Genomic DNA, 24,435 nt, shown 5'->3' with positions numbered 1-24,435 from the left:
GTCGTGCGGGCGCACGGCGCCGGGGCGGCCGTCAGGCCCCCGCGTACGCGGCCTCCAGCGGGGCGATCTCCAGCTTCTTCTGGCCGAGCATGACCTGCATCGCGCGCTGCACGCCGGCGGCGTCGGGGCGGTCCCACAGCTCGTCGAGCATCCGGGGCACGACCTGCCACGACACCCCGAACCGGTCCTTCAGCCAGCCGCACTGGCCGGGCTCGCCGCCGCCGGCGGCGAGGGCCTCCCAGTAGTGGTCGACCTCGTCCTGGGTGTCGACGACCAGGTACAGCGAGAACGCCTCGTCGAGGCGGAACGCCGGCCCGGCCGTGAGGATCGTCACGGCGTGCCCGTCGAGGTCGAGCTCGACGACGAACGGCTCGCCCTCGGGCACGTCCGGCACCCCGGGCGGGGCGGCGACGACCGACGTGATGCTGGAGTTCGGGACCACCGAGGCGTAGAACTGCGCGGCCTCGTGACCGCGCTCGGGGAACCACAGGTGTGTGCGGACGGCGCCCATCGTCGTGCTCCTTCGCTGCGTGCGGGGTCTCACCGGGGCAGACCCGGCGGCGAGCACGAAGTCATCGGCACGACGCCGTCGGGCACGACGAGGAGGGCCCCGGGCGCGCGTGCACCCGGGGCCCTCCGCACGTGGCGTACGCGTCAGCCGGCCGGCGACCCTGCGACGAGCCGCTCCGCGGTGTCGACGACGTTCTGCAGCAGCATGGCGCGGGTCATCGGTCCGACGCCGCCCGGGTTGGGCGACACCCACGACGCGACGTCCCAGACACCGGGGTCGACGTCGCCGACCACGCGGCTCTTGCCGGTCGCCTGGTCGACCGCGCGCGAGACGCCCACGTCGACGACCACGGCGCCCGGCTTCACGAGGTCGGCCGTGACGATGCCGGGCACGCCGGCGGCGGCGATGACGACGTCCGCGTGCCGGGTGTGCTCGGCGAGGTCGACCGTGCCCGTGTGCGTGAGCGTGACCGTCGCGTTGATCTCCCGGCGCGTCAGCAGGAGGCCGATCGAGCGGCCCACCGTGACGCCGCGACCGACGACGACCACGTCGGCGCCGCGCAGCTCGACGCCGTGCCGGCGCAGGAGCTCGACGATGCCGGCAGGCGTGCAGGGCAGCGGGGACGTGACGGGCTCGTTGACCCGCAGCACGAGCCGCCCGAGGTTGGTCGGGTGCAGGCCGTCGGCGTCCTTGGCCGGGTCGATGAGCTCGAGCACGCGGTGCGTGTCGATGCCCGCGGGCATCGGCAGCTGCACGATGAACCCCGTGCACGCCGGGTCGTCGTTCAGCCGGCGCACGGCCGCCTCGATGTCGGCCTGCGTCGCGTCGGCGGGCAGGTCCTCCCGGATGGAGGCGATGCCGACCTCGGCGCAGTCCTTGTGCTTGCCGGCGACGTACCAGCGCGAGCCGGGGTCGTCGCCGACGAGCAGCGTGCCGAGCCCGGGCACGACGCCGCGGTCCGCGAGCACGGCGACGCGCTGCTTCAGCTCGGCCTTGATCGCCGCCGCGGTGGCGGTGCCGTCCAGCTTCTGGGCGGTCATCGGTCCCCCCGCTCAGTACTGCCGCAGGCCGGCGTACAGCGGGAACGCCTCGGTCAGCTTGCGCACACGGGCGCGCAGCGCGTCGACGTCCGCGCCGGAGCCCTCCACCAGCGCCGTGGCGATGATGTCCGCGACCTCGGTGAACTCGGCGTCGCCGAGACCGCGGGTCGCGAGCGCGGGCGTGCCGATGCGCAGGCCCGACGTGACGCGCGGCGGGCGCGGGTCGAACGGGACGGCGTTGCGGTTGACCGTCACGCCCACCGAGTGCAGGAGGTCCTCCGCCTGCTGGCCGTCGAGCGCGGAGTGGCGCAGGTCGACGAGCACGAGGTGCACGTCGGTGCCGCCGGTGAGGACGGACACGCCGGCCGCGGCGACGTCCGGCGCGGTGAGGCGCTCCGCGATGATGCGGGCGCCGTCGATCGTGCGCTGCTGGCGGTCCTTGAAGTCGTCCGTGCCGGCGACCTTGAACGCGACGGCCTTCGCGGCGATCACGTGCATGAGCGGGCCGCCCTGCTGGCCCGGGAAGACGGCGGAGTCGATCTTCTTGGCGTACTCCTCGCGCGACAGGATGAAGCCGGAGCGCGGGCCGCCGATCGTCTTGTGCACGGTGGAGGACACGACGTCGGCGTGCGGCACCGGCGACGGGTGCAGGTCCGCGGCGACGAGGCCGGCGAAGTGCGCCATGTCGACCCAGAGCTTGGCGCCGACCTCGTCCGCGATCTCGCGGAACGCCGCGAAGTCGAGGTGGCGCGGGTACGCGGACCAGCCGCCGATGATGACGTCGGGGCGGTGCTCGAGCGCCGCCTTGCGGACCGCCTCCGGCTCGACGCGGAACGTCTGCGGGTCGACGCCGTACGCGGCGACGTCGTAGAGCTTGCCCGAGAAGTTGATGCGCATGCCGTGCGTCAGGTGGCCGCCGTGCGCGAGGTCGAGGCCGAGGATCTTGTCGCCGGCGCTGATGAGCGCGTGCAGCACGGCCGCGTTGGCGGTCGCGCCCGAGTGCGGCTGGACGTTGGCGTGCTCGGCGCCGAACAGGGCCTTGGCGCGGTCGATCGCGATGGTCTCCGCGACGTCGACCTGCTCGCAGCCGCCGTAGTAGCGGCGGCCGGGGTAGCCCTCGGCGTACTTGTTGGTGAGCACGGAGCCCTGCGCCTGCAGGACGGCGCGCGGGACGAAGTTCTCGCTCGCGATCATCTCGAGCGTGTCCTGCTGGCGGGCGAGCTCGCCGTCGAGGACGGCGGCGATCTCGGGGTCGAGCTCGGAGATGTTCTGGTCGAGCAGGCTGTCGCTCATGCTGGGCTCCTGTCGCAGTCAACCGTGCGGGCGCACCGGGCACCCGCACACACGGAGTGCCGGTGTGGGGTGACCGAGGGGCCCAGGCGTCCGACCCGTTGGTCCAGCTGCTGCGTCGCTCCCCGGTGGTGACCCACCCGTTGCGCCAGTCACGACCCGCACAGCCTAGCAACGGGACGGCCCGCCGCCGGGCCGTCTCACGACGCGGTGGCCGCCTCCCCGGGACCGCCGTCGCGGGGCGCACAGGTGCCCGGGACGGCGGTCTCACGGGCACGACTGCGCTCGTCACGACGTCGGCGGCAGGTCCTCCAGTCGCGCCAGCCAGCGCTTGAGCACGTCCTCGAGGACCTCGGCGTCGCCCGGGTCGAGCATCGCGAGCAGCCGGTGCTGGTTCGCGATGTGGTCGGTGAAGGCGGCGTCGATGACCTCCCGCCCCCGGTCGGTCAGCTCGACGACGCGGCCGCGGCCGTCGTGCTCGCTGACGCGCCGCCGCACCAGCCCGGCGCCCTCCAGCCGGTCGACGCGCTTGGTCATGCCGCCGCTGGTGACCAGGGTGTGCTCCGCGAGCTCGCCGCACGAGTGCGCGTACGGCTCCCCCGCCCGGCGCAACGTCGCGAGGACGTCGAAGTCGCCCTCGGCGAGGCCGTGCTGCCGGTAGACGGCGACGAGCTCGTCGGTGACGCGGATGGCGACGCGACTCAGGCGTCCGAACACGCCCTGCGTGCGCACGTCGAGGTCGGGACGCTCGCGGGTCCAGGCGTCACGGACGCCGTCGACGAAGTCGGGGGGCAGGTCGGCGCCGGTCACGCCTGGATCTTATCTTCCCCGTCAGATAACTTCTCTTCCGTGGAAACTACCTGGCGCTGGTCGCTCGTCGCCGCGCTGGCCCCGATCTCCTGGGGCGCCGCGTACTACGTCACGCGGCACACGCTCCCCGCCGACGCCCCGCTGTGGGGCTCGGTGCTGCGCGCGCTGCCCGCCGGTCTCGTCCTGCTCGCGCTCGCGCGGCAGGCGCCCCGCGGCCGCTGGTGGTGGCGGTCGCTCGTGCTCGGCGCGCTCAACATGAGCGCGTTCTTCGTGCTGGTCTACGTCGCCGCGCAGCTGCTGCCGACGTCGATCGCCTCGACGGTCATGGCCGTCGCGCCGTTCGTCCTCATGCTCGTCGCGTGGCCGCTGCTCGGGCAGCGGCCCCGCGCCGCGGCCGTGGCCGGCGCGGTCGTCGGCCTCGCCGGCGTCGTCGCGATGCTCGTCACCGGCGCCGTCGCGGTGGACCCCGTCGGCGTGCTCGCCGGCGGCACCGCGATGGTCATGTCGTCCGTCGGGTTCGTGCTCGCCACCCGGTGGAAGGACGACGTCGACGTGCTCGCGTCGACGTCGTGGCAGCTCGTCGCGGGCGGCCTGCTGCTCGTCCCCGTGGCCGTCGTCGCCGAGGGCGCTCCCCCGGTGCTCGACGCGCGCGCCTGGGCCGGCATCGCGTACGTCTCCCTCGTCGCCACCGCGCTCGCCTACGTCGCGTGGTTCGGCGCGCTGCGTCGCCTCCCCGCCGGCGCCGTCGGCCTGGTCGGGCTGCTCAACCCGCTGACCGGCGTCGTCGTCGGGCTCGCGCTCGGCGGCGAGCACCTGACGCCGCTGCAGGTGGCCGGGGTCGTCGCGGTGCTCGCCGGCGTGGTGCTCGGTCAGCCCGCGGTGCAGGCGCGCATGCGTCGGAATCCGGGACGGCGCACCGACGTCGAGCGCGCCGACCTCGAACGCACCGACGTCAGCGCCCCCACCGCCGCGTGACACCGCCCGGCCGACGGCCCCGGGCACGCCGGCCTCGTCAGCACGTCGCCCACTGCACGCACCCGGCTCTCTCCGCCGTGGGCGCCACGGGCGGCACGTCCGCCGCCCGCTGCTCGAGGTACACGACGTGCCACCCCGCCTCGTCCGCCAGCTCCAGCAGGAGGCCGCTGGACGGGTCGCGGACGTACGTCACCGCCGGCCCCTCGCCGCGGTCGTACCGGAGCACCTGCCCCGGCCGGCCGGTGGTGTCCGTGCCGTCGGAGAGCGAGCCCCCTGGCACGTCCGCCGCCACCTGCCAGGCGGCGTCGCGCAGCCCGGCGGGCAGGAGCGGGTCCCGCACCAGCTCCATCGCCATCTCCACCACCTTGTCGTCCGGCGTCCCCTGGCGGCGGCCCGGCTCGACGCTGTCGCGCAGGACGGCCGCGAGCGCGCCCGGGTCGTCCGGCAGCCGCGCCGGGTCCGCGAGCGTGTCGACCCACGCGCCGTCGATCCGGAACCGCCCCACCACCTGACGCGGCCCGACCGCCGTCGCCCCCGCCACGTCCCCGTCCGTGACCAGCAGACCCGGCCGTTCCCGGCTGAGCCACGACTCCGAGCGGTACGTCGTCGTCTGCGGGACGTCGTCCATGTACCCGGTCTGCGTCTGCTCCGACAGCGTGTACCAGTAGGGCTCGTCGCCGGGCCAGGGGTCGCCGACGCCGCCGACCACGGTGCCGTCCGGCTGCACCGTCGGCGACGTCGCGGGCGTCGGGGTCGACCCCGGGGGCGCGACGTCCTCCCACGGCAGGCCCCTCCAGGCGGGCTGCAGCAGCGCGTCGTCGTCCACCAGCCCGAGCTGCGTCGACGCGGCGAGGCCCGCACCAGCGAGCGCGACGACGGAGAGCACCGCCGCCGCCGCGACGCGCGAGGCCCGGCGCCGGCGTCCGAGACGCACCACCCGGGGCACGTCGACCACCACCGTCGGCGCCGCCGCGTCCGCGCGTGCCCTCAGGTCCTCCACGAACGTCGTCTCGCCGCTCATCGTGCGCTCCCCTCGTGCTCGTCGGGCGTCCCCAGCACGTCGCGCAGACGCACCAGCGCGCGCGAGGCGGTCGACTTGACCGTCCCCACCGACACGCCGAGGTCGTGCGCCACCTCGCGCTCCGACATGCCCTCGAGGTGCCGCAGCACCACGACCCGGCGCTGCCGCGCGGACAGGGTGGCGAGCGCGCGCACGAGCTGGTCGCGGTCCGCCTGCTCCTGCGCCCCTCCGTCGTGCGGGGGCTCCGGCACGTCCGACGGCGCCATCAGGACCTCGCGACGCCGGCGGCGCCACGTGTCGATGCGCTGGTTCGCCAGCACGCGGCGCGCGTACGCGAGCGGGTCCCCCGCGCGTGCCCGCGCCCACGCCACGTACGTGCGGACCAGCGCCTGCTGGACCAGCTCCTCCGCCTGGTGCGCGTCGCCGCACAGCAGCCACGCGGTCCGGCCGAGGGCCGGTGCGGCCGCGGCGGCGAACGCGGCGAACTCCACGTCGCGCCCGGCGCCCGACGTGACGTCGACGTGCTCGTCCGCCGGCACCACGTCCCGGGGCGGCGGCACGGCACCGACCGGTGGCTCCGCACCACCGGGCGCGCGTCCACCGATCCCGTCGTCGGGCGGTGGCGCGTCGCCACCGCTGCCCCGCGCCGTGCGCTCCCTCGCGGGACCCGCGTCGGCACCCGCTGCCGTCGTCCTCATGACACCTACACGCACGTGCACCGCGGAAGGTTGTCCGCGTCGTGCGCCGCGCGGACGGTGTGCCGCCTCAGGCCTGCGCCGGCTCCCCGTCGCCGAGCAGCTTGCGCAGGTAGGCGTACGTGAGGTCGCCGGCGGTCTGGTCGTGCTGGTGCTCGTACCCGGCCTTCGCGTACAGGGCGATGTTCTGCACCGAGTCGCGGCCGGTGAACACCCAGACCTCCTCGATGCCCTCCGGCAGGTACGGGAGGATCGCCGTGAGCAGCTCGGTGCCCACGCCGCGGCCCTGCAGGTCGGGGGCGACCGCGAAGCGGCCGAGCGTCGCCTTGGCGCCCTCGACGAGCACGCGGATCGACCCGATGAGCCGGTGCCCCTGCCACGCGCCGAGCGTGATGACGCCGTCCGCGCCGAGGTCGGCGACGAGCTCCTCGAGCGTCTGCGTGAGCGGCGGGATGTGGGGGTCGCCGTACTGCTGCGCCTCGGTGACGAACGCCGCGCGGCGCAGCGTCAGCAGCTCGCCCGCGTCGTCGGTCGTGACCGGGCGGATGTCGAGGTCGGCCTGCGTCATGCGGCTCATCGTGTCAGCCGTCCGGCGCGGCGCACTACTCTGGGCGCTCGTGTCCCACACCTCGGATGAGCTGACCACGCACTGGGTCCTGACGCTGTCGTGCCCCGACCGTCCCGGCATCGTCGCGGCCGTCGCCGGGGTGCTGGCCGAGCACGGCGGCAACATCACCGAGTCGCAGCAGTTCGGGGACGCCCTGTCGGGGCTGTTCTTCATGCGCGTGCAGGTGACGTCCGCGGCGACGCACGACGAGCTGCACGCCGCCATGACCGAGCTGGCCGGCCGGTTCGGGATGCAGTGGCACCTCGACGTCGCGGGCCGCAAGGTGCGCACGCTCGTCATGGTGTCCACCGCGGCGCACTGCCTCAACGACCTCGCGTTCCGCCAGCGCTCCGAGGACCTGCCGGTCGAGCTCGTCGCGGTGGTGTCGAACCACGAGGTGCTGGCACCGATGGCGGGGTTCTACGACATCCCGTTCCACCACGTCCCCGTGACCGCGGCCACCAAGGCGGACGCGGAGGCGCGGCTGCTCGCGCTCGTCGAGGAGCTCGACGTCGAGCTCGTCGTCCTCGCGCGCTACATGCAGATCCTCTCCGACGACCTGTGCCGCGCCCTCGCCGGCCGCGTCATCAACATCCACCACTCGTTCCTGCCGTCCTTCAAGGGCGCGCGCCCCTACGCGCAGGCCCACGACCGCGGCGTGAAGCTCATCGGCGCGACCGCCCACTACGTGACCGGCGACCTCGACGAGGGCCCGATCATCGAGCAGGACGTCGAGCGCGTGGACCACACGCGGACGGAGCAGGACATGGTGCGCCTGGGCCAGGACGTCGAGCGGCGCGCCCTCGCGCGCGCCGTGCGCTGGCACGCCGAGCACCGCGTCCTCCTCGACGGCCACCGGACGATCGTCTTCCGCTGACCCCCTCCCTTCCGGGCTGAGCCGCCCGAAGACCCACGGTCCGCGCCGCCGCCCTCCGCGACGCCGTACCCCCTCGGGTCGCACGCGCCGAGCCGGCACGACCGGAGGAGGCGGGTCCGGGCTGCGCGCGCGAGGTCGTCGGATCAGTTGCGAAGCGTTTCGGGGCGTGCGGTGCAGGGCCCCGCGTCGGCATGCTGACCCGCGGCGTCCCGATATCGATATCGACGCCCGCGTCGTGGGCCTCCGCGACCGCACCCGGCGTCGAGGAGGACACCGATGCGCCCGTTCCGCGTGCTGCGCACCGCACGCCGGCGGCTCGCCGCCGCCGTCGCGGTGCTCACCCTGGCGGCCGCCGGCGGCGCTGCGCTCACCGCGACGGCGCCGGCCGCGCAGGCGGCGTCGCTCGTCGAGGTGTCCGGCTTCGGCACCAACCCGGGCGGGCTGCGGATGCACCTGTTCGTCCCCGACCGGCTGCCCGCGACCCCGGCGTCCTCGTCGTCGTGCACTACTGCACCGGCAGCGCGCAGGCGATGTACAGCGGCGCGCAGTTCGACGAGCTGGCCTCGCAGCACGGGTTCATCGCGATCTACCCGAGCACGAACCGGCCCGGGAACTGCTTCGACGTGTCGTCGGCGAACGCGCTCGTGCGCGACGGGGGCAGCGACCCGCAGAGCATCGTGCAGATGGTGCGGCACGTGCAGTCCCGCTACGCCACCGACACGAGCCGCGTCTTCGTGACGGGCGTGTCGTCGGGCGCCATGACGACGCAGCTGCTGCTGGCCGCGTACCCCGACGTGTTCGCGGCCGGCTCCGCCTTCGCCGGTGTGCCCGCGACCTGCTTCGTGACCAACCAGCCGAAGCCCGGCACCACCGCGCAGGCCGGCTGGAACAGCGAGTGCGCGAAAGGCCGCCGGGTGCAGTCGGCCCAGCTGTGGGGGGACGCGGCACGCGCCGCCCACCCCGGGTACACCGGCCCGCGCCCGCGCGTGCAGCTGTGGCACGGCGTGGACGACGAGACGCTGAGCTACGTCAACCACGGCGAGGCGGTCAAGCAGTGGACGAACGTGCTCGGGCTGCCGAGCGCGCCGGCGTCCACGGAGACGATCGGCAACCGCACGCGGCAGCGCTACGGCGGCACGGGCGACCAGGCGCCGCTCGAGGCCAACAGCCTGGCGGGCACGTCCCACAACCTGCCCGTCGACGCCGCCGCGGCCGTCCGCTTGTTCGGCCTCGACCGGCCCGGGCCGACGACGTCGCCCACCCCGACGCCGACGGTCACCCCCACCGCCACACCCACGGCCACGCCGACGGCGACGGCCACACCCACGTCCACCCCGACCGCGACGCCCACCGGCGCCTGCTCCGTCACGTGGGGCGTCAACCAGTGGAGCACCGGCTTCACGGCCGTCGTGACGGTCCGCAACACCGGCGCCGCCGCGGTCGACGGCTGGACCCTCACGTGGGCGTTCCCGTCGGGGCAGCGGGTGACGCAGGCGTGGAGCTCGGTGGTCACGCAGTCCGGCGCGCAGGTCAGCGCCCGCCCCGCCGCCTGGAACGGGACGATCCCCGCCGGCGGCTCGGTGCAGATCGGCTTCAACGGCACCCACACAGGCACCAACGGCACCCCGACCGGGTTCGCCCTGAACGGAACGGCCTGCTCCCTCGTCTGACGGGTGGACGTCCGATCCGTGCACGTCCGACCGACATAACCGTTTCGTGACGGTGCGAGGCGGCCCCGGCGCACGCCAGGGTGGCCACGCACCGCCGCCGACAGCCAGGGGGTAATCCCATGTCCACACCTGCCACCACGTCCACCACGCCCGCCGGCCCGGCCGGCACGCCGCTCACCGACCGCTTCGCCGGCGCGGACCGCCCGGCCGCACGCGCCCCGCGCGGCGCCCGCGTCGTGGCGACCCTGCTGCTCGTGCTGGGAGCGCTCTTCGTGCTCGGCGGTGCCGGCACGTGGGCCGTCACCGCGGCCGGCCTGTCGAGCGAGGGCGTGACGGTCGCCGAGAGCGCGCCCGCGTTCGTCGGGGCCGCGCTCGACACCCCCTGGGAGGCGTGGGCGCAGACGGAAGCGATCCGCAGCGACGTCCTCGCCGCGACCGACGGGCGCTCCTACGCCGAGCTCGACCGCGAGGACCCGCTGCGCGACATGGCGACGACGGGCACGTTCCTGCGCGCGTCGCTGCTCACCTCGGTCGTCGCGTTCGGCGTCGCGACCGCCCTCGTCGGCATCGGCGTGGGCTTCCTGCTCGGCGGCCTGGGCCTGCGCTCGGTCGCCGGGGCGCGTGCCGCGGCCTGACGCCCGCGGCACGACCTCACGGGGCAGCCCGGCCGTGGACGCCGGCCGGGCCCCCGCGCACCCGCCCGTCGCGGCGCCGGTCACCGGCACCGCGGCGGGCGGCCGTGCGTCCGGCGACGAGGCCGCCGACGAGACCGGCGATGCCGGGCCCGCACGGTCGGCTCGCGGCGGCCGGCTCGCGGAGGTCAGCTCGCGGCGGTCACCGGCCGCAGCGGCCGACCCACGCGGGACGCGCCGGTGACGGCGCCGATGATCTCCTCGTAGCTCGCCGTCTGGGCGTCGAACGAGCCGTTGTTGCGCCCGTGCCGCAGCACCTCGATGCGGTCGGACACCGCGCGCACGTCGTTCATGTTGTGGCTGATGAGGATGACGCCGAGGCCGAGCTCGCGCAGCCGCTCGATGTACGTGAGCACCTCGGCGGTGTGCGCGACCGACAGGGCGGCCGTCGGCTCGTCGAGGACGACGAGGCGCGGCGAGCCGAGCAGCGTGCGCGCGATCGCGACGGACTGCCGCTGCCCGGCGGACAGGTGCGACAGCGGCGTGCGCACCGACGGGACGCGGCTCGTCAGGTCGCGCAGCACGGACCGCGCCATCGCCTCCATCCGGCTGTCCTGCATGACGCCGGCGCTGCGCATCTCGCGGCCGAGGAACAGGTTCGCGGTGACGTCGAGGTTGTCGCACAGCGCGAGGTCCTGGAACACCGTCGCGACGCCGAGGCGCTGCGCCGCCTTCGGGTTCGGGATCGTCACGGGTGCGCCGTCGATCTCGACCAGGCCGGAGTCGGGCACGAGCACGCCCGCGACCACCTTCGCGAGCGACGACTTGCCCGCTCCGTTGTCGCCGACCAGCGCGACGACCTCGTGCGCGTGCACCTCGAGGTCGACGTCGACCAGCGCCTCGACGGCGCCGTACCGCTTGGTGATGCCGCGCATCGACAGCAACGGCGTGCGCGTCCTCTCGACCATCTCCGGTCCACCTGCTCCCCGTCGGGCACGTGACACGTGCAGTGAATCCCCCCGTCCCGGCGTCGTCAACCGACGGCCGCCCGTCTGTCGTCCTCGTCCTGTGCATTCTCGTCGTGCTCGTCGTGCTCGTCGTGCTCGTCGTGCTCGTCGTGCGGGTCGTGCACGCCGTCGACCGGTCGCGCGAGGGACAGGTCCGCCGCGTCCTCCACCCGCACCGGCACGTCGGCGGACTGCAGCGCCAGCACGAGCGCGCCCACCACCTCCGCCCGGCCGCCGAGCTCCGCCGGCACCACCTCGAGCGGCGCGATCTGGTTGAGCAGCACGCGGCGCCTAATCGCGTCGCGCATGGGCTGCAGCAGCACCTCGCCGGTCTCGGCGAGCTCCCCGCCGACCACGACGCACTGCGGGTTCACCGCCATGCCGAGGCCGGCGACGACGGCGCCGATGGTGGCGCCCGCGTCGGCGACCACCTGTGCCGTGCCGGGGTCGCCCTCCCGGGCGCGCGCGATGACGTCGCGCAGCGTCAGCGGCCCCTGGCTCGCACGGAGGGGCTCCACGAGGGCGGCGGCCCCGACGACCGTGTCGAGGCAGCCGCGCGACCCGCACCGGCAGATGAGCCCCTGGGGGTCGACCTGTACGTGCCCGATCTCGCCCGCGGTCCCGGCGAACCCCCGGTGCACGCGGCCGTTGATGACGATCCCGCCGCCCGTGCCGTACGACGCCCGGACGTACACGGCGTCGCGGTACCCGCGGGCCGCGCCGAGGGTGTACTCGGCGAGCGCGCCGAGGTTCGCGTCGTTGTCGACGTGCACCGGGCGCCCGAGCCGCTTGCCGACGACCTGCGCGAGGTGCTCGCCCTCCCAGCCGCGGAGCACGCCGGGCACGGACACCATGCCGGTGCTGGCGTCGACGGGCGCGGGCACGCCGATGCCGATGCCGACGACCTCGTCGAGCTCGCTGCCGATGCGCTCGAGCAGGTCGACGACGAGCAGCGCCGCCCGGTCCAGGCTCGTGTCGGACCGGTGCTCGTGCGGCAGCGGCAGCGACTGCTCGGCGACGACCTCGTGGGCGAAGTCGCCGAGCACGACGCGCAGGTGCCGGTGGCCGATCTGGATGCCGACGGCCAGGCCCACGCGGCGGGCGAGCGTGACCATCTGGGCACGCCGCCCGCTGCGGGTGGTGACGGCGGTGTCGACGACGCCCGCGGCCAGGAGGTCGCGGACGATCGTCGACACCGTGGCTGCCGACAGGCCGGTGGCGGCGGCGAGCTCGACCTGCGTGAGGCCCCCGTAGCGCTGGACCGTGGAGACCACGAGCGCCTTGTTGGCCTCCCGCAGGGACGACTGCGAGCCCGCTGCCGCCGCACGCCTGCTCACCGGGGCAACCTACCGTTCCGTGCGTGCGGGCCGGTGCGCTAGCGCGTACCCGCGCGCCGCTTGTTGATCAGGTCGAACGCGACCGCGAGGAGCAGCACGAGGCCCTTGATCACGGACTGCCAGGACGGGTCGACCGACATGATCGACAGGCCCATGTTGAGCACGCCCATGATGAGCGCGCCGATGATGGCGCCGGAGATGCGCCCGATGCCGCCGGTGACGGCCGCGCCGCCGATGAAGCAGGCGGCGATCGCGTCGAGCTCGAAGTTGGCGCCGGCGCCGGCCGTGGCCGCACCGGACCGGGCCGTCGTGACGATGGCCGCCGCGCCGGCGAGCAGGCCCATGTTGACGAAGATCCAGAAGTCGACGCGGCGCGTGTTCACGCCCGACAGGCCCGCCGCGAGGCGGTTGCCGCCGATCGCGTAGATGTGCCGGCCGAAGACCGTGCGCCCCATGAGGAACGAGTACGCGACGACGAGGACGCCGACGAGCACGAGGACGATCGGGGTGCCGCCCGCCGAGAACGACAGGATGACGGTGACCACGCCGATGCCCGCGGCGATGGCGACGAGCTTGGTGAGGAACAGGCCGAACGCCTCGACGTGCAGGTCGTGCTTGCGCAGAGAGGCGCGGGCGCGCAGCTGGGAGACGACGATCGCCGCGACCGCGAGCGCGCCGATGACCAGCGTGACGACGTCCATGTTGGACGCGAAGCCGAGCACGTTGGGCAGCGAGCCCTTCGAGATGGCGATGAACGACCCCGGCAGACCGGCGACGGTCTCGCCGACGACCGCGAGCGCGAGGCCGCGGAACACGAGCATGCCGGCGAGGGTGACGATGAACGCGGGTACCCCGACGTACGCGACCCAGAAGCCCTGCCACGCGCCGACGACGCCACCGATCGCGACCCCGAGCAGCACGGCCAGGCCCCACGGCACGTCGAAGTCGCGCATGCTGACCGCGACGACGCCGCCGACGAACGCGACCACCGACCCGACGGACAGGTCGATGTGGCCGGCGACGATGACCATGACCATGCCGATGGCCAGGATCATCACGTACGCGTTCTGCTGGAACAGGGCCGCGAGGTTGTTGGCGAGCAGCAGCTTGCCGTCCGTCAGCACCTGGAACAGCAGGACGATGACGATCAGCGCGCCGAAGATGCCGTACTGGCGGGCGTTCCCGCCGAGCCCCTGCAGGCGCTGCCCGATCGACGGCCGCGGGAGGTCCGGCGGCGTCGGGGAGGAGATGTTGACCGCGGTCCTGGTGCTCATCGGGCGATCCCGTCCTTGTCCATCGTCATGTACTGCATGAGGCGCTCCTGGGTGGCGTCCGCGCGGGCGACCTCGCCCGTGACGCGACCCTGGCTGAGCGCGTAGATGCGGTCGCAGATGCCGAGCAGCTCGGGCAGCTCCGAGGAGATGACGAGCACGCCCTTCCCGGCGTCCGCGAGCCGGTTGATGATCGTGTAGATCTCGTACTTCGCGCCGACGTCGATCCCGCGCGTCGGCTCGTCGAGGATGAGCACGTCCGGATCCGCGTAGATCCACTTGCTCAGCACGACCTTCTGCTGGTTGCCGCCGGACAGCTTGCCGACGACCGACGCCACGCTCGGCGCCTTGATGTTCATGTCGCGGCGGTACTGCTCCGCGACGCGGCCCTCGCCCTGCCGGTCGACGACTCCCAGGCGCGACAGCTTGCCGAGCGCCGACGCGGAGACGTTCCGCTCGATCGTGTCGATGAGGTTGAGGCCGTACCGCTTGCGGTCCTCGGTCGCGTACGCGATGCCGTGGGCGATCGCCTGCTGCACCGTGGACGCCTGGATCTCGGTGCCGTCCTTGTACAGCCGGCCCGTGATGTGCGAGCCGTACGAGCGGCCGAACACGCTCATCGCGAGCTCGGTGCGGCCGGCGCCCATGAGGCCGGCGAGACCGACGATCTCGCCGCGGCGGACGGTGAGGTTCGCGCCGTCGACCACCTTGCGGCTCTGGTCGACGGGGTGGTGCACGGTCCAGTCCTCGATGCGCAGGACCTCGGCGCCGATGGTGGGCGTGTGGTCCGGGAAGCGGTTGTCGAGCGAGCGGCCGACCATGCCGCGGATGATCCGCTCCTCGGTGACCGGCTCGGCGCCCCGCATCGGCATCGACTCGATGGTCTTCCCGTCGCGGATGATCGTGGTGGTGTCGGCGATCGCCTCGATCTCGTTCAGCTTGTGGCTGATGATGATCGACGTGATGCCCTCGTCCTTGAGGCCGCGGATCAGGCCGAGCAGGTGCGCGCTGTCCTCGTCGTTCAGGGCCGCGGTGGGCTCGTCGAGGATGAGCAGGCGCACCTCCTTCGACAGGGCCTTCGCGATCTCGACGAGCTGCTGCTTGCCGACGCCGATGTCGACGATCTTCGTGTCGGGGCGCTCGTCCAGACCGACGCGCGCGAGGAGCCTCGCCGCCTCCGCGTTCGTGCGGTTCCAGTCGATGACGCCGCGCTCGGTGCGCTCGTTGCCGAGGAAGATGTTCTCGGCGATCGACAGGTAGGGCGAGAGCGCGAGCTCCTGGTGGATGATGACGACCCCGCGCCGCTCGGAGTCGCGCACGCCGCGGAACTCCTGGACCTCGCCGTCGAGGACGATGTCGCCCCCGTACGACCCGTGCGGGTAGATGCCGGAGAGCACCTTCATCAGCGTCGACTTGCCGGCGCCGTTCTCGCCGCAGATGGCGTGGATCTCCCCGCGCCGCACGGCCAGGGTGACGTCGGACAGCGCCACGACGCCGGGGAACTTCTTGGTGATGCCGCGCATCTCGAGGATGTGCTCGGTGTCCATGTGTCCTCAGCTAGGGTCCGCCGCGGGCCGGCCGGCCCCGCCCCCGCCGGGTGGCGGGGGCGGGACCGGCCGAGCGAGCGGTTCCGGTGGGTGCGGGTGGTCCGGGCCGGTCAGAGGCCGAGGTCGTCCGCGGTGTAGAACCCGGACTCGACGAGCGAGGACTCGACCGTGTCCGGGGTGACCACGACCGGCGGCAGGAGGAAGGTCGGGACGACCTTCACGCCGTTGTCGTAGGTCTCCTCGTCGTTGACCTGGACCTCGTCGCCCTCGATGATCTGGCCGACCATCTTCGCGACCTGGTCACCCAGCGTGCGGGTGTCCTTCCAGACCGTCATGGACTGCCGGCCCGCGATCATGTTCTGCACGTTCGCGAGGTCGGCGTCCTGACCGGTCAGCACCGGGTAGTCCTCGCCGGGCGCGTAGCCGTTGCCGGCGAGCGCCTGCGCGATGCCGAGCGCGAGCGAGTCGTTCGGGGACAGGATGACGTCGACCCGCTGCCCGCCGCCGTAGAACGAGTTGAGGCGGTTCTCCATCTCGGCCTGGGCGGAGTCGGAGCCCCAGCCCTGGATGCCGATGCTCTGCCACTCGTCGTTCGAGGCCGGGGCCTTGCCCGACGGGACGACGAGCTTGCCCTCGTCCACGAACGGCTTGAGGACGTCCCACGCGCCGGAGAAGAAGAACTTGGCGTTGTTGTCGTCCGGCGAGCCGGCGAACGGCTCGAGGTTGAACGGGCCCGCCGCGTTCTCGAGGTCGAGCTGCTCGACGATGTACTCGCCCTGCATCTTGCCGACCTCGTAGTTGTCGAACGTCGCGTAGTAGTCGACCTTCTCCGAGTCGTTGATGAGGCGGTCGTAGGCGATGACCGTGATGTCCTGCGACGCGGCCTGCTCGAGCACCGGGCCCAGCGTCGTGCCGTCGATGGGGGCGATCACCAGGACGTCGGCGCCCTGGTTGATCATGTTCTCGAGCTGGGTGATCTGCTGGTCGACCTTGTTGTCGGCGTACTGCAGCGTCGTCTCGTAGCTCGCGCCCTGCAGCAGCTCGTCGAGGTGCGCGCCGTCACGGTTCCACCGCTCGAGGCTCTTGGTGGGCATCGAGATGCCGACCAGCGTGTTCTCGGGAGCGGCCGACTCGTCGCCGCCGGCACCGCCGCCGGAGTCGCGCTCCTGGCTGCACGCGGCGAGGGACCCGACGAGCAGACCGGCGGTGACCAGACCTGTCGCAGCCTTCTTCCAACCCAGTGACATCGTTGTCTGCTCCTTCTCGTACCGCAGCGGGCCGGGCACCCGTTGCCCGGTCCGGTCGTCGTCGCGGCTGCTGTGCCGGCGACGCGACGCGGCGTCGGTTGGATTCAAGACCTGAAGCCTTGGGTTGCGCAACTTCCGTTACCACATCGTGTCCTGCGTGATCCGGGAGCGTTGCCCGACGCTTCGCCGCGTCACGCCTGGTCATGACGACGCGCCGGGTTCATGCCCCGAAGGCATGAACCCGGCGCGTCCGTCCGCGCCGTACCGCGTCCGGCCTAGTGGAACAGGCCCCGCCACCACGTGAGCACGCCGTCGAGCGCCCCACCGGGGTACGGCCGCCCGAGCGACGGCGGCACGCGAGGCGCCTCCTCCACCAGCACCGCCACCGTCCGCGGCGGCACCGTGACCGTGCCGGTCCCCCGCTGCCACGTGGTGTCCAGCACGACCGGGTCGGACCCGTGCCGCTGGACGGGCGACAGGGCGTAGCGGCGGCCCGCGAGCGCGTCCACCGTCTGGGTGACCGGCTCGTCGGAGGCGTTCACGACGACGAGGAGGCCGTCGAGGCGGCGGTCGACGTCGGTGCGCCACCGCCGGGCGGACCGGTCGTAGCCGGTGCGGTCGTCGACGTGCATGACGACCACGCCCGGCGTGGCGTCCGGGCCGGAGCCCGGGAACGTGACCTTCTCCCGGACCAGCCGGGCGTCGCCGAGCCGGAACAGGCGGGTGGACGCACGCAGCTCGAGCAGCTCCGTCGCCGCGTCGGCGGCGGTGGCGATGTCCTGCGGCGTCGGCACGAGCGCCGGGTCGGCGAGCAGCGGCTGCTGGAACGGCCACTTCGCCTCGTTGTCGGGCGCCGGCGGCAGGCCGCGCCCGAACCCGTTGGTCTGCTGCGACCAGTCGAGCAGGTTGAACCAGTCGCCCGAGTCGTAGCTGTTGCGGTCGAGCGACTTCGAGCGGAGCAGGTCGGCGCCCGCGTGCCAGAACGACGGCGTCTGGGCCAGCGCGGTCGTCGCGAGCGAGACGGTGTTCATGCGCACCCGGTCCGCCATCGGGGTGTCCTGGGGCAGCTTCAGGTACAGGTTGTCGAACAGGGTCTCGTTGTCGTGCGCGTCGACGTAGGTGACGACCTCCTCCGGGGAGTCGGCGTACCCGGCCGGCTGGCCGTTGTAGTCGATCTGGTCGCCGCGCCGGACCTCCCCGTCGCTCGTGCGGAACGCGTAGTCGCGCAGGTTGCCCGCCATGCCGAGGCGCACGAGGTCGGCCTGGTGCCGCACGCGAGCGAGCTGCTCCGCCTCCGTGCCGTTGACCGGCGCGCCGTTCGGGTCGGTGTACGCGCCCGAGCCGAGGCCCTGCAGGCGCGGGTCCTCGTCGAACGGGCCGCCGCCGCGCACGGCGTCGCGGAGCCGGTCGGAGAACGTGCCGATCCCCGTGCCGCCGAGCTGGCCCTGCGTGGCCTGCTCGAACAGCCGGTCGTCCGCGACCTCCCCGAAGTTCCAGCCCTCGCCGTACAGGTAGACCTTGCGGCCGTCCACGCCGTCGCGGCGCGGGGTCAGCTCGTCGAGCGCCGCGCGCACCCGCTCCATCGTCTGGCGCGAGTGGTGCCCCATGAGGTCGAAGCGGAAGCCGTCGACCTTGTGGTCCCGGGCCCACGTGACCACCGAGTCGACCATCATCTTCTCGGCCATCGCGTGCTCGGTGGCGACGTTCTGGCAGCACGTCGACGTCTCGACCTGCCCCGTGGCGTCCAGCCGGTGGTAGTACCCCGGGACGACGCGGTCGAGCACGCTCTTCGCGTCCTGGCCGCTCGCGGCCGTGTGGTTGAACACCTGGTCGAGCACGACCTGCAGCCCGTCGGCGTGCAGCGCGCCGACCATCGAGCGGAACTCGGCGATCCGGGCGCCGCCGGTGGCGTCGACGGCGTACGAGCCCTCGGGCACGGTCCAGTGCCACGGGTCGTAGCCCCAGTTGAAGGCGTCCTGACCGGCGACCGCCGTGACGCACGCCTGCTGCTCGGGCGAGTCCGGCGGCGACGACGCGAGGTCGCAGTCCGGCGTGGCCTGCTGCGCCCGGTCCTCCTCGATCGACGCGATGTCGAACGTCGGCAGCAGGTGCACGGTGGTCAGTCCCGCGTCGGCGAGCCGGCGCAGGTGGTCGCGCCCGTCGCTGCGGCGGACGGCGAACGCGCCGTACGTGCCGCGCAGCCGCTCCGGCACGGTGGCGTCCGCGACCGAGAAGTCGCGCACGTGCAGCTCGTAGATCGTCTGGTCGACGGGCCGCACCACCGGCTGGTCCGCCCTCTCCCACTCCTTCGGGCGGTAGCGCGGGTCGTCGAGGTCGACGAGCACGCCGTGGGTGCTGTTCAGGGTGAGCGCCACCGCGTACGGGTCGGTCACGCGGTTCACCTCGACCTCCCCGGTCGTCGGCGCGTACACCGTGACCTCCCACAGGTACGCGCCGCCGGCCCAGGCCTTGGGGCCGGACGCCGTCCACGCGCCGTCGCGCTGCCGCTCCGCCGGCACCCGCGTGGGCTCGGCGGCCGTGTCGAACCGGCCCTTCCGGTCGGCCGGCCACACGAGCAGGTCGACGTCCTGAGCGGTCGGCGCCCACAGCGCGAGGCTCGGGGCGCCCCGGCGCCACGTCGTCCCCAGGGTGCGGTCGGTGGCGCGGTCCGCGTACAGGTCGTCGAGCACGCCCGGCACCTGCACGCCGGTCACGGCCTGCGCGGTGCCGTCGTCCGCCGCCTGGCGCACGAGCAGCTCCCCGGTGAGCAGCCGCTCGACCGTCGCGCGGTCGGCGTCGAGGCGCAGGCCGACGTACCCGGCGAGCGCCGGGAAGCGCTCCGCCACCTCGGCCGGCAGCGCCACCGCGGCGAGCGGGTGCTCCTCGCCGCCCGTCACGGCGCCGTCGACGACCTCGAGGCCGCCGGCCGGGTCGCCGTGCAGCGTGAAGCCCAGGTCCGCCGGGTCCGTCCCCGGCGCCACGAACGACGCCGGCCAGGCCAGCAGGTCGTGCCGCACCCAGTGGGCCGCGGCCTCGCCGGTGCCCGGCAGCGGCGGCTCCGCGTCGCCGGCCGCGACGGTGAGCACGTGCGTCGCGAGGTCGTACGTGAAGGTCACGGGCACGCCCCCGGGCGTCGTGAACGGGATGTTCGCGCCGCCGCGCACGCCGCCGACGCCGTAGTCCTCGCCCCACGACAGGCCGTGGGCGACCTTCACCTCGTACGAGCCGGCGGGCAGGTCGCGCGCGGTGAACACGGCGGTCCCGTCGCCGTCGCCGTCGATGAGCACCGCGGCCAGGCACGCCGGGTCCCAGTCCCCCGCGCAGCCCAGCTCGCTCTGCGCGCTGCCCGGCAGGGTGAGCAGGGGCCCCTGCGCCGACGACGTCGCCTGGTGGGTGGCGTGGTCGTAGACGAACGTGACGTCCTGCTCGCCCTCGCCGGTCACGGTGAACGGGATGTTCGCACCGCCGGGCTCGCCGCCCGCGCCGTAGTTCTCGGTCCACGCGCCGCCGATCGCCACCTTGTACTCGTACTCGCCGGGCGGCAGCGACAGCGTGCCCCGGTACACGGTGCTGCCCTCGCCGCCCGCGCGCGCGAGCGTCACGGCGGGGCAGTCCGCCACCCAGTCCCCGCCGCACCCCAGCTCGGAGTTGTGGCTGCCCGGCACCGTCACCAGGAGGTTCTCCGGCTCCGGCTCGGGCGCCGGGACGACGCCGTCCACGGCCACCCCGACGCTCGCGAACGTGGAGGCGGCGCTCCGGTGACCGGTCACGTCCTCCCGCACCGCGCGGTACTCCACGAGCGTGCCGGGGGCCAGGTCGGTGACGTCGTGGAAGACGCGCGGCGACGTCGTCTCGGCGGTGCCGAGCGCCGTCCAGGCGTCCTCCCCGACGACCCGGTACGCGAACGACGTGGTGGCCAGCGCGTCGTCGTCGACCCGCGCGGCCACCGGTGCCGTCCCGGTCACCGCGGCGCCCGGACCGGGGACGGTGAGCGCGACCGCGTCGTCGCCGCCGTCGGTGACCGGGGCGTCGGCCCGCAGCACGAGCGCGCCGAGCGCCGGGACCGTGAGGGACACCGTGCCGTCGGCACCGGCGGTGACCGGCTCCGCCGGCACCGTGCCCGTGCCGGAGGTGGCCAGCAGCGGCGTGAACGTCGCGCCGGGCGTGAGGGTGTCGACGGTGACGGTCGTCGCGGCCGCGGCGCTGCTCGTCGCGACGAGGTGCTCCACGTCGTCGTCGCCGACGCGGGAGAACGCGTACACCGGGCCGTCGGCGTACCGCTCGACCTGCGCCCCCGTGGTCAGCGCCGGGGTGCTCGAGCGCAGCTCCGCGAGCCGCGCCACGTGCGCGTACAGCGCGGTGCCCGTGTCGTAGCGGTCCACCGAGCCGGCGGTCGTGCCGTCGAGCAGCGCCTGGTCGGCGTACTCGTCCACCTGCGTCGCGAACAGCGACTGGCGGGCGTCCTTGTCCCTGCCGTCGAGCGGCCCGTCGCCGACGAAGCCCTGCTCGTCGCCGTAGTAGACGACCGGCTGCCCGCGGGTGAGGTACATGAGCGTGTGCGCGAGGCCCGACCGCTCCTGCGGCTGCCCGGCGTCCTTCACCATGACGCCGATGCGGCCCATGTCGTGGTTGCCGAGGAACGTGGGCAGCGCGTGCGCGTTGCTCGTCGGGGTCGTGTAGAGGTCGTCGCTCGCGTACAGCGCACGCAGCGGGCCGGCGGATCCGCCCCGGGCGTAGCCGGCCGCGGCGGCCTGGAACGAGAAGTCGAGGATCGCGTCCATGTCGGTGTCGCGCACGTACGGCGCGGTGAGCCGCGCGTCGGCGTCGTAGACCTCGCCGAACATGAAGAAGTCGGGGTTGCCGACCGACGCCGCGTGCTCCGCGATCGCCGTCGTGAACGTCTCCCAGAACTCGCGGTTCACGTGCTTGACGGTGTCGATGCGGAAGCCGTCGATGCCCAGGTCCACCCACGCCTCGTAGACGTCGACGAAGCCCTGCACGACGTCCGGGTGCTCCGTCATGAGGTCGTCGAGACCGTCGAAGTCCCCGTACGTGACGGACTCGCCCGCCCACGTCGAGTTGCCGCGGTTGTGGTAGAGCGTCGGGTCGTTCAGCCAGCCCGGGACCTTGAGGTCCGCGTCGGCGGGGTCCACCACCGGCGTGTACGGGAACGACGTGGCCGGGTCGAGCGCCGGGAAGTCGTCGGTGCCCGCGAACGTCGCGGGGTCGAACGCGTCGCCGGCCGCGTCGCGGTACGGCTCGGCCGACTGCTCGACGTAGGTGTACTGCTTCTCCGCGTAGTCGACGACGTCGGCCGTGTGGTTGGTGATGATGTCGAAGTAGACGTCGATGCCCCGTGCGTGGGCGTCGTCGATCAGCGCCTCGAGCTCGGCGTTCGTGCCCAGGTGCGGGTCGATCTGCGTGAAGTCGGTGACCCAGTAGCCGTGGTAGCCGGCCGACGCGTTCGCGCCCTCGCCCTGCACTGGACGGTTGAGGAAGGACGGCGTCAGCCAGATCGCGGTCGTCCCGAGACCCTCGACGTAGTCGAGCCGCTCGCGCAGGCCGGCGAGGTCGCCGCCGTGGAAGAAGCCCTTGTCGGTCGGGTCGAGCCCGGTGGTGAGCCGGTCCCCGGTGAGCCCGCCGGTGTCGTTCGACGGGTCGGCGTTGGCGAACCGGTCGGTCATGACGAAGTAGAACTGCTCCCCCGCGCCCGGGTGGCGGACCGGGTCCGCGACGAGCCCGGCGTCGGCGTCGGTGTAGCCGCCGCGCAGGTCGATCACCGTGACGGCCGTGCGGTGCGTCGCCTCGTCGTGGGTGAACGTCAGGTCGGCCGGGCCGGCGACGACGAGCGGCGTGTTCGCCGCGCCGCCGTCTGCGCCGTAGGCGGCGTCCCAGCCGTCGTCGAGCGCGACCTTCCACTCCCACGTGCCCGCCGGCACCCGGAACGTGGCGGCGTGCCGGCCCGGCACGTCGGTCGGGGCGAGCTCGGTCGCCGCGCAGGCGGGGTCCCAGTCGGCGGCGCAGCCGAGCTCGCTCTGCAGGTCGCCGACGAGGGCGACGCCGCCGGGCGCGGCCGACGCGGCGGTGGGGGCGAGGGCGGCGACGGCACCGGCGGCGGCGACCGCGAGCGCGGTGACGGCGGCCGGGACGCGGGGGCGGAGCCGGGACGGGGCGGGCGCCGGACGGCGCCGGCGGGTGGGCAGGGACGAGCCAGGACGCGCGGGGACGCCGACCATCGGGACTCCTTCGTCACGGCACGACGTCGTGCCGGAGGTGGGCTGTCCCGCGACCGTAATCCGTTGCATCAAGTTTCAGCAAGGGATTCCGGCAAAGCCGTCGAGCCGGACGAGACGGACCGTCTCGGCGCGCGGACGGCGCCGCACCGCACCCTTGTGCCGCGGCGCCGCCGCGCCCAGCATGGGCGCAGCGGACCCCGCGGGGCCCGGCCGACGTCAGGGTGAACGACGGAGTTCGACGACGGAGGGGGCGGCACATGCGCGTGCGGGACGGACGAGGGGGACGGCTGCTGGCCGGCGGGGCGCTCGCGCTCGCGCTCGTGGGCAGCGGCCTGGCGGGCGACGCGCTCACGGACGACGGGTCCGGGGGCGACGGGTCCGGGGGCGCGGCGGCGGGCGACGAGCTCGCACGAGGGCGCGCGTGGCCGGGCGGGTCGGCGCGCAACGTCGTCCTGATGGTCGGCGACGGGCTGAGCATCGCGGCGCGCGACGCGATCCGGCTCGCCACCGTCGGGCAGGACGGCGAGCTCGCCATGGACGGCCTGCGGTACGCGGGCTGGACGCACACCGACCCGGCCGACCCGGAGGAGGCCGTCACGGACTCCGCGGCGGGCGCCACCGCCTTCGCCACGGGCGTGCGCACCTACAACGGCGCGGTCTCGGTCGACGTCGCCGGCACCCCCGTGCCCACGCTGCTCGAGCACGCGCGGCGGCTGCGCAAGGCGACCGGGCTGGTCACGACCGCACAGGTCACCGACGCGACGCCCGCGGCGTTCGGCGCGCACGTGCCCGACCGGGCCGACCAGAGCGAGATCGCCCGCCAGTACCTCGACGACACCCGGCCCGACGTGATCCTCGGCGGCGGCGAGGACTGGTGGTACCCGGAGGGCGACGAGGGCGCGTTCCCGGACGACCCGGCCGACCCCCGGCCGGAGGTCAGCCGGAGCCGGCACGGGAACCTCGTGGAGCGGGCCGAGGCGATCGGCTACGACTACGTGACCACCGCCGACGAGCTCGCCGCCACCCGCTCCGAGCGCGTGCTCGGCCTGTTCGCGAACGAGGAGATGTTCGAGCAGGCGCCCGAGGGGCAGGGCGACGAGTACGCGCCCACCGTCCCGCTCGCGACCATGACGGGCAAGGCCCTCGACGTGCTGTCCCGCGACCGGCACGGGTTCTTCCTGCTCGTCGAGGAGGAGGCGATCGACGAGTTCGCGCACAACAATAACGCCGCGCGCACGCTCCAGGCCGGGCAGGCGTTCGACGAGACCGTCGCCGTGGTGCGCGACTTCGCGGCGCGCCACCGCGGCACGCTCGTGGTCGTCGTGGGCGACCACGAGACCGGCGGCCTCGCGATCGAGAACGTCGACCCGGACGACGAGTCGGGCGACCCGGCGAGCACCTCGCCCGAGGTCCTGCAGAGCCTCGAGGACGGGCCGTTCGACGTCGCCGGCAGCGACCTGCAGTTCACGGTCGACTGGACCACGAGCGGGCACACGGGCGCCTCGACGCCCCTGACCGCCGAGGGCCCGGAGGCCGAGCGGCTCGCCCGCGTGCAGGCCAACACCGACGTGTTCGTCGTGCTGCGGGACGCGATGCGCGGGCGCCGCTGACCGGCGGGGCCAACGGACCGGGACGCGCACGGCTGCGCACCTGGCGCCGCCG

The 24,435-nt window shown here is 74.0% G+C and carries 18 protein-coding genes and 1 riboswitch; of the genes, 5 read left to right on the top strand and 13 right to left on the bottom strand.

The annotated features are described in order from the left end of the window. Window positions 1-31: 31 nt before the first annotated feature. The 4 genes from ACFUMH_RS09550 to ACFUMH_RS09535 all read right to left on the bottom strand — a co-directional run bounded on the left by ACFUMH_RS09550 (window position 32) and on the right by ACFUMH_RS09535 (window position 3,651). On the bottom strand, window positions 32-511 hold the full coding sequence (locus tag ACFUMH_RS09550; protein WP_378203924.1) for a VOC family protein: 480 nt from the start codon (window positions 509-511) through the stop codon (window positions 32-34). Window positions 512-654: 143 nt separating this feature from the next. Next, entirely contained in the window at window positions 655-1,551 is an 897-nt protein-coding gene (locus tag ACFUMH_RS09545; RefSeq protein ID WP_378203922.1) for a bifunctional methylenetetrahydrofolate dehydrogenase/methenyltetrahydrofolate cyclohydrolase, read from the bottom strand. A 12-nt stretch (window positions 1,552-1,563) separates the two neighbouring features. Beyond that, the gene (gene glyA, locus ACFUMH_RS09540; RefSeq protein ID WP_378203919.1) at window positions 1,564-2,844 is read right to left on the bottom strand and encodes a serine hydroxymethyltransferase; all 1,281 of its coding nucleotides are present in this window, start codon (window positions 2,842-2,844) and stop codon (window positions 1,564-1,566) included. Window positions 2,845-2,917: 73 nt separating this feature from the next. Continuing rightward, window positions 2,918-3,007, bottom strand: a riboswitch (ZMP/ZTP riboswitch). 122 nt (window positions 3,008-3,129) lie between these two features. Then, entirely contained in the window at window positions 3,130-3,651 is a 522-nt protein-coding gene (locus ACFUMH_RS09535) for a MarR family winged helix-turn-helix transcriptional regulator (protein WP_378203916.1), read from the bottom strand. A 39-nt stretch (window positions 3,652-3,690) separates the two neighbouring features. Between ACFUMH_RS09535 and ACFUMH_RS09530 the strand changes: the two genes are divergently transcribed. Continuing rightward, a complete protein-coding gene (locus ACFUMH_RS09530; RefSeq protein WP_378203913.1) occupies window positions 3,691-4,626 on the top strand; it encodes a DMT family transporter in 936 nt (311 codons plus the stop codon). A 37-nt stretch (window positions 4,627-4,663) separates the two neighbouring features. On the opposite strand, the gene ACFUMH_RS09525 is transcribed toward ACFUMH_RS09530, so the two are convergent. The 3 genes from ACFUMH_RS09525 to ACFUMH_RS09515 all read right to left on the bottom strand — a co-directional run bounded on the left by ACFUMH_RS09525 (window position 4,664) and on the right by ACFUMH_RS09515 (window position 6,910). Then, complete coding sequence (locus ACFUMH_RS09525; RefSeq protein ID WP_378203910.1) at window positions 4,664-5,647, bottom strand: hypothetical protein; 984 nt, start codon at window positions 5,645-5,647, stop codon at window positions 4,664-4,666. Beyond that, the gene (locus ACFUMH_RS09520; RefSeq protein WP_378203907.1) at window positions 5,644-6,207 is read right to left on the bottom strand and encodes a SigE family RNA polymerase sigma factor; all 564 of its coding nucleotides are present in this window, start codon (window positions 6,205-6,207) and stop codon (window positions 5,644-5,646) included. Before ACFUMH_RS09520 ends, ACFUMH_RS09525 begins: the two co-directional genes overlap by 4 nt. A gap of 205 nt (window positions 6,208-6,412) precedes the next feature. Continuing rightward, complete coding sequence (locus tag ACFUMH_RS09515; RefSeq protein WP_378203904.1) at window positions 6,413-6,910, bottom strand: GNAT family N-acetyltransferase; 498 nt, start codon at window positions 6,908-6,910, stop codon at window positions 6,413-6,415. Between the two features lie 49 nt (window positions 6,911-6,959). On the opposite strand from ACFUMH_RS09515, the gene purU reads away from it, so the two are divergent. From purU to ACFUMH_RS09500, 3 genes are all read left to right on the top strand, one after another. Next, window positions 6,960-7,826, top strand: a complete 867-nt coding sequence (gene purU, locus ACFUMH_RS09510) for a formyltetrahydrofolate deformylase (RefSeq protein WP_378203901.1) — start codon at window positions 6,960-6,962, stop codon at window positions 7,824-7,826. A 500-nt stretch (window positions 7,827-8,326) separates the two neighbouring features. Then, window positions 8,327-9,496: a cellulose binding domain-containing protein gene (locus ACFUMH_RS09505; RefSeq protein ID WP_378203898.1), complete on the top strand. Its 1,170-nt coding sequence runs from the start codon at window positions 8,327-8,329 to the stop codon at window positions 9,494-9,496. A 119-nt stretch (window positions 9,497-9,615) separates the two neighbouring features. After that, window positions 9,616-10,131, top strand: a complete 516-nt coding sequence (locus ACFUMH_RS09500; protein ID WP_378203896.1) for an aromatic ring-opening dioxygenase LigA — start codon at window positions 9,616-9,618, stop codon at window positions 10,129-10,131. A gap of 185 nt (window positions 10,132-10,316) precedes the next feature. Here the strand turns inward: ACFUMH_RS09500 and ACFUMH_RS09495 are convergent, their stop codons facing one another. The 6 genes from ACFUMH_RS09495 to pulA all read right to left on the bottom strand — a co-directional run bounded on the left by ACFUMH_RS09495 (window position 10,317) and on the right by pulA (window position 22,773). Then, window positions 10,317-11,096, bottom strand: coding sequence for an ATP-binding cassette domain-containing protein (locus tag ACFUMH_RS09495; RefSeq protein WP_378203893.1), 780 nt, complete (start codon window positions 11,094-11,096; stop codon window positions 10,317-10,319). 65 nt (window positions 11,097-11,161) lie between these two features. After that, window positions 11,162-12,472, bottom strand: a complete 1,311-nt coding sequence (locus ACFUMH_RS09490) for an ROK family transcriptional regulator (protein WP_378203890.1) — start codon at window positions 12,470-12,472, stop codon at window positions 11,162-11,164. A 38-nt stretch (window positions 12,473-12,510) separates the two neighbouring features. Continuing rightward, a complete protein-coding gene (mmsB, locus tag ACFUMH_RS09485) occupies window positions 12,511-13,746 on the bottom strand; it encodes a multiple monosaccharide ABC transporter permease (protein ID WP_378203887.1) in 1,236 nt (411 codons plus the stop codon). Continuing rightward, window positions 13,743-15,290 carry a multiple monosaccharide ABC transporter ATP-binding protein gene (gene mmsA / locus ACFUMH_RS09480; protein ID WP_378203884.1) on the bottom strand — a complete coding sequence of 516 codons (1,548 nt, stop codon included), beginning with the start codon at window positions 15,288-15,290 and terminating at the stop codon, window positions 13,743-13,745. Before mmsA ends, mmsB begins: the two co-directional genes overlap by 4 nt. 110 nt (window positions 15,291-15,400) lie before the next feature. Then, window positions 15,401-16,537, bottom strand: a complete 1,137-nt coding sequence (chvE, locus tag ACFUMH_RS09475; protein WP_378203882.1) for a multiple monosaccharide ABC transporter substrate-binding protein — start codon at window positions 16,535-16,537, stop codon at window positions 15,401-15,403. Between the two features lie 275 nt (window positions 16,538-16,812). Continuing rightward, on the bottom strand, window positions 16,813-22,773 hold the full coding sequence (gene pulA / locus ACFUMH_RS09470; RefSeq protein ID WP_378203879.1) for a pullulanase-type alpha-1,6-glucosidase: 5,961 nt from the start codon (window positions 22,771-22,773) through the stop codon (window positions 16,813-16,815). Between the two features lie 257 nt (window positions 22,774-23,030). Between pulA and ACFUMH_RS09465 the strand changes: the two genes are divergently transcribed. Then, the gene (locus tag ACFUMH_RS09465) at window positions 23,031-24,383 is read left to right on the top strand and encodes an alkaline phosphatase (RefSeq protein WP_378203876.1); all 1,353 of its coding nucleotides are present in this window, start codon (window positions 23,031-23,033) and stop codon (window positions 24,381-24,383) included. The last annotated feature ends 52 nt before the right edge of the window (window positions 24,384-24,435 follow it).

Origin of the sequence: Cellulomonas sp. NPDC057328 (assembly GCF_042667215.1) — a bacterium.
GTDB lineage: Bacteria > Actinomycetota > Actinomycetes > Actinomycetales > Cellulomonadaceae > Cellulomonas.
The sequence above is the reverse complement of the archived record's forward strand: the minus strand, read 5'-3'. Positions and strand labels throughout refer to the sequence as shown.

What these genes read in the sequence shown, in the direction of transcription:
- ACFUMH_RS09550 (WP_378203924.1), bottom strand. Translation starts at nt 511, where the DNA reads ATGGGCGCCGTCCGCACACACCTGTGGTTCCCCGAGCGCGGTCACGAG.
- ACFUMH_RS09545 (WP_378203922.1), bottom strand. Translation starts at nt 1,551, where the DNA reads ATGACCGCCCAGAAGCTGGACGGCACCGCCACCGCGGCGGCGATCAAG.
- glyA (WP_378203919.1), bottom strand. Translation starts at nt 2,844, where the DNA reads ATGAGCGACAGCCTGCTCGACCAGAACATCTCCGAGCTCGACCCCGAG.
- ACFUMH_RS09525 (WP_378203910.1), bottom strand. Translation starts at nt 5,647, where the DNA reads ATGAGCGGCGAGACGACGTTCGTGGAGGACCTGAGGGCACGCGCGGAC.
- ACFUMH_RS09515 (WP_378203904.1), bottom strand. Translation starts at nt 6,910, where the DNA reads ATGACGCAGGCCGACCTCGACATCCGCCCGGTCACGACCGACGACGCG.
- ACFUMH_RS09500 (WP_378203896.1), top strand. Translation starts at nt 9,616, where the DNA reads ATGTCCACACCTGCCACCACGTCCACCACGCCCGCCGGCCCGGCCGGC.
- ACFUMH_RS09495 (WP_378203893.1), bottom strand. Translation starts at nt 11,096, where the DNA reads ATGGTCGAGAGGACGCGCACGCCGTTGCTGTCGATGCGCGGCATCACC.
- mmsB (WP_378203887.1), bottom strand. Translation starts at nt 13,746, where the DNA reads ATGAGCACCAGGACCGCGGTCAACATCTCCTCCCCGACGCCGCCGGAC.
- mmsA (WP_378203884.1), bottom strand. Translation starts at nt 15,290, where the DNA reads ATGGACACCGAGCACATCCTCGAGATGCGCGGCATCACCAAGAAGTTC.
- chvE (WP_378203882.1), bottom strand. Translation starts at nt 16,537, where the DNA reads ATGTCACTGGGTTGGAAGAAGGCTGCGACAGGTCTGGTCACCGCCGGT.
- pulA (WP_378203879.1), bottom strand. Translation starts at nt 22,773, where the DNA reads ATGGTCGGCGTCCCCGCGCGTCCTGGCTCGTCCCTGCCCACCCGCCGG.
- ACFUMH_RS09465 (WP_378203876.1), top strand. Translation starts at nt 23,031, where the DNA reads ATGCGCGTGCGGGACGGACGAGGGGGACGGCTGCTGGCCGGCGGGGCG.